Origin of the sequence: Rhodopseudomonas sp. B29 (genome assembly GCF_000333455.1) — a bacterium.
Lineage (GTDB): Bacteria > Pseudomonadota > Alphaproteobacteria > Rhizobiales > Xanthobacteraceae > Rhodopseudomonas.
Genome location: NZ_BADD01000306.1, coordinates 1 through 4,226, shown reverse-complemented (window position 1 = coordinate 4,226; position 4,226 = coordinate 1). Strand labels below are relative to the sequence as shown.

Annotated in this window: 5 protein-coding genes; 3 read left to right on the top strand and 2 right to left on the bottom strand. The window is 62.8% G+C overall.

Translation table 11 applies throughout. The annotated features are described in order from the left end of the window. From I5M_RS11315 to I5M_RS11305, 3 genes are all read left to right on the top strand, one after another. Nucleotides 1–1,013: ATP-binding protein (locus I5M_RS11315; protein ID WP_022721509.1), on the top strand; the 1,013-nt coding region annotated here is incomplete at its 5' end. 57 nt (nucleotides 1,014–1,070) lie between these two features. After that, nucleotides 1,071–1,679 carry a PilZ domain-containing protein gene (locus I5M_RS11310; RefSeq protein WP_040771674.1) on the top strand — a complete coding sequence of 203 codons (609 nt, stop codon included), beginning with the start codon at nucleotides 1,071–1,073 and terminating at the stop codon, nucleotides 1,677–1,679. 332 nt (nucleotides 1,680–2,011) lie between these two features. Beyond that, on the top strand, nucleotides 2,012–2,632 hold the full coding sequence (locus I5M_RS11305) for a transglutaminase-like cysteine peptidase (RefSeq protein WP_031336086.1): 621 nt from the start codon (nucleotides 2,012–2,014) through the stop codon (nucleotides 2,630–2,632). 192 nt (nucleotides 2,633–2,824) lie between these two features. On the opposite strand, the gene I5M_RS11300 is transcribed toward I5M_RS11305, so the two are convergent. Further along, nucleotides 2,825–3,262: a pirin family protein gene (locus I5M_RS11300; RefSeq protein ID WP_022721506.1), complete on the bottom strand. Its 438-nt coding sequence runs from the start codon at nucleotides 3,260–3,262 to the stop codon at nucleotides 2,825–2,827. 169 nt (nucleotides 3,263–3,431) lie between these two features. After that, nucleotides 3,432–3,986 carry an FMN-dependent NADH-azoreductase gene (locus I5M_RS11290; RefSeq protein ID WP_022721504.1) on the bottom strand — a complete coding sequence of 185 codons (555 nt, stop codon included), beginning with the start codon at nucleotides 3,984–3,986 and terminating at the stop codon, nucleotides 3,432–3,434. Between the last annotated feature and the right edge of the window lie 240 nt (nucleotides 3,987–4,226).

Sequence of the window (4,226 nt, the reverse complement as noted above, 5' to 3'; positions counted from 1 at the left end):
TGATGCCGGTCGAGTTCGACTGCAACGCGCTGCTGGGTTCGATGCAGAAGCTGCTACGCCGAGCCCTGCGCGAGGACATTCTGATCGACGCGGAACTGGATCCCGGCCTGCAAGCCGCCTATGCGGATCGCTCTCAGCTCGAATCCGCCATCCTCAATCTGGCGCTGAATGCTCAGGACGCGATGCCGGGCGGCGGCCGACTCAGCATCACCACCGCCAATGTGAAGCTCGATCAATCCTATCAGATGATCAATCAGGATGTCCGCCCCGGCGCTTACGTCATGCTGGCGCTGACCGACAACGGCAGTGGCATGACAGCCGAAGTGCTCGAACACGCCTTCGAGCCGTTCTACACGACAAAGGACGCCGGCAAGGGCTCGGGGCTCGGCCTCAGCATGGTATATGGCTTCGCCAAGCAATCGAACGGCCATGTCTCGATCTATAGCGAGCCGGAGCTCGGCACCACGGTTCGGCTTTATCTGCCGGCCGCCGAGAGCTACGCGGCGTTACCCCCGTCCGAAGGCTGCGACCGACGCATCTCCAACGCCGACGTGTCGAAAGGCGAAGCGGTGCTGATCGTCGAGGACGATGACGACGTGCGCTCCTATGCGGTCCGCTGTCTGAGCAGCCTCGGCTACACGGTGGTCGCCGCGATGGACGGCGAAGACGCGTGGCAGAAACTCACTGGACCGACCGCGTTCGACGTGCTCTTCACCGATGTCGTGATGCCGGGCGGGCTGAGCGGTTGGGCGCTGGCCGAAGCCGCGCTGGCGCGGCGACCGGAGCTGCGCGTGCTGCTGACCTCGGGCTACGCGCTCGACAGCATCGCGGGACGAAGCCGTGGCCTCAACGCGTTCCCGATCCTCACCAAGCCCTACCACAAATCCGAACTCGGACGCCGACTGCGCGAGGTGATCGAAGGTCCACCACCCGCTGTCCGCGATGACGACTGTAAAGACCCGTCATCCGCGAGTCAGGCGACAACTCGCGACCGATTTGTAACGAGCCATTAACTTTGCGCGCCGTAGGTTCGGACGAGACGCTGTCCGGCCGAGCCGCGGAACCAAGCCTTGCTGCCACAACCATCGATCCAGCCGGTGCGCGAGGAGCGACGCCGCTATCAGCGGGTGAAGGTTCACCTGCTCGGCCGCTACATGCTTCCCGACCGGCGCGAATATCCCTGCCAGGTGATCAACATGTCGCCGGGCGGCGTCGCGATGCTGGCCCCGGGGATCGGCAATGTCGGCGATCGCGTGGTCGCTTATCTCGACCATATCGGCCGGGTCGAAGGCAAAATTACGCGGATGATCGACAACGGTTTCGCGATGACCGTGGGCGCCACGCCGCGTAAACGCGACAAACTGGCCGCGCAGCTCACCTGGCTGGCCAACCGCGACATCCTGAATCTGCCGGAAGATCGCCGCCACGACCGTATCGTGCCGCGAAACCCGATCGCCATCCTGACGCTCGAAGACGGCTCGCGGATGAGCTGCCGCATCATCGACATGTCGCGCTCGGGCGCCGCCATCGCGGCTGAGCAGAAGCCGCCGATGAACAGCCAGGTGCTGCTCGGACGGGTCCAGGCGCGTGTGGTGCGTCACCTCGAAGAGGGCTTCGCGCTGGAGTTCATCCACGAGCAGCTCGAAGAAACGCTCGAAGACAGCGTTACCGCGCGGTGAACGAACCGCGGGGGCGAACTCGCCCCTGAACGAGCCTTTTCCTCCTCCCATCCGACTATCGGCGACGGCGCGACCGATTTTCGATCGCGCTGTGGACGGTTAACGCGTCCGTCTACGACATCGGAAAATGCAGTGCCGCCAAGGTGAAGCGGCTTAATCGATCGCATTTTAATCAATCGCCGAAAGCTAAAATTTGAATCGTATTCGCCTCAAGTAATCGTCGAAACTGCGCAGCGTTTTACGATCAGTCGACTTGAATTGACTTAGTCGACTTAGCGGCCCTGCAAATCGTTTGTGCGAATGATGGTCCCAACAAGAAAACGGGGGCCACAATGATGGACGGCAGGGGATTACTAACGGGATTGGCCATCGCGGCGATGTTCGGCATCACTGCAGCGGCCCAGGCAGCAGAGCCGGCGCGCTACGCCAGCGTCGGCGATACTACACGAGCTCCGATCGGCTGGATCGAATTCTGCGCTGATAGTCCGGTCGAATGCAAGGGCGGCCGCAGCCAGCCGCGCGACATCGTGCTGAGCCAGACCGCCTGGCAGGATTTGGTGAAAGTCAATCGTTGGGTCAACGACAACGTCAAGCCGCTGACCGACATGGAGCACTGGGGGGTCATCGAGAAGTGGTCGCTGCCGACCGACGGCTATGGTGATTGCGAAGACTACGTGCTGGAGAAGCGCAAGATGCTGATCGACGCCGGCTGGCCGCGCGAAGCGCTGCTGATCACCGTGGTCCGCGACAAGAAGAACGAAGGTCACGCCGTGCTGACGGTGAAGACCGACAAGGGCGAATACATCCTCGACAATCAGAACGAGGACGTCGTCGCCTGGACCGAGACCGGCTACCGCTTCGTCAAGCGGCAGTCGCAGGAAGACCCCAATACGTGGGTCGCGCTCGGCGACGGCCGTCCGGCAATGGCGACTGCCAGCGCCAGGTCACGCTAGCCGGACCACGGAGCCACAGGACACAAGAGAATCGCGATTCGGTCGAATCCCCACCCCTCCCCGTCCCAGACCGGATCGTGCGCGCCCAGCCTCCCCCAAGGCTGGGCGCAACTTTTTTGAAGGGCCGATAATCGAGGCCCTCGCGAAATCCGACGATCGACGGTCGCACGACTTCCCGCCGAGCCACAACAGCTACCCGACCACCGAGGATAGGCTGTTAGTAAGCGACGCCGATTTGAGCGCGATGCCGGGTCTGAGATTCGATTTCGTCCAGCCCCCGCGCGCGCAGTCCATGCACCCGGTCACTGTCGGGCCCTGTCCAGACCGGCACCAGATAGCCCTCCAGTGCAAACACTTTCGGCGGGATAGCCTTGTGGTGCAGGTCAGGTTGACGAAGAATTGCAGCCCGTGCAGTTCCTCCCCAGGGTCGGCGAGCATCTCTTCGTGCATCACGCCGTGCTCCGCCTGAGTCCAGACGATGCCGCCTCGCCCGACGACGTGATCATTGCCAAGTGAGTCCCGGCTGCGGAGCCGGCCCGGCGAGTCGTCGAACACGTAAATCACGGCGGAAAACACCGCATGCGGATGCGGTGCAGACGGATGACCACGCACCCGGAAGTCATCGAACATCACGATCGGCGAGTGATCGAGTCCGAGGGGCAGAGATCGAGGCTTTGCACCGACAAAGCGCGACCGTCGCCGCGGTTCTGCGGCCAGATCGGATCGGAGAAATTCAGGGTCATGACATCGTCCCGGGGATGATGAGAGGCGCGGAGGCCCTGAGGCCGCCGCGCCGGATTCAGGCCGCCAGCGAGTTCGTCGCCGCCAGGGCACTGTTCACCGCGCGGTCGCGCTGCTCCGGGCCCATGCCAAGTCCCTCGGCGTGGATGAAGGTGATATCGCTGATGCCGAGAAAACCGAAGAAGGTCTGCAGATAACGGTCCTGCAGTTCGTAGCCCGAGATCGGCGAGTCCGGACCGTAGAAGCCGCCACGCGTGGAAGCGACGATCACCTTGCGTCCGCCCGCCAGCCCCGCGGGACCGTTGCCGCCGTATTGGAACGTCTTGCCTGCGATCGCGATGCGGTCGAGCCAGGCCTTCAGGTTGGTCGGCACGGTGAAGTTGTACATCGGTGCCCCCACCACGACGACGTCGGCGGAGAGAAATTCGTCGACCACGGTGTGATCGGCGAGATCGGCCAGCGTCAGATGTGGCAGCGGATCGGCGCCGAGGTCGCGATACACGACTTCCGCGCCGGGGCGATCGGCGGTCAGCTTAGCAACGACCGCAGCCGATATCTTCTTGCTGACGCTGTTGTCGCCGGCGACGCTGCTGTCGATGTGGAGGATCTTCATGGTGGCCTCAAGGTTTAAAAAAGTTACCGAGGCACTCTAGATAACCGAGCCAGAATCCGTCACAAGAAGGCACATTCGTGATCCTCACACACACGGAAGTAACCCGGTATGGTCGGTGTGCCTGAGATTGGACTGGAGCGCTTCGATCCCGAAAGCGCGCGTTGCCAAGGTGTCAGCAGGGTTCTGCAGCGGGTCGGCGACAAATGGAGCTTGCTGGTGGTGGCGATCCTGGCCGATGGC

What these genes read in the sequence shown, in the direction of transcription:
- I5M_RS11290 (WP_022721504.1), bottom strand. Translation starts at nt 3,986, where the DNA reads ATGAAGATCCTCCACATCGACAGCAGCGTCGCCGGCGACAACAGCGTC.
- I5M_RS11305 (WP_031336086.1), top strand. Translation starts at nt 2,012, where the DNA reads ATGATGGACGGCAGGGGATTACTAACGGGATTGGCCATCGCGGCGATG.
- I5M_RS11300 (WP_022721506.1), bottom strand. Translation starts at nt 3,262, where the DNA reads ATGTTCGATGACTTCCGGGTGCGTGGTCATCCGTCTGCACCGCATCCG.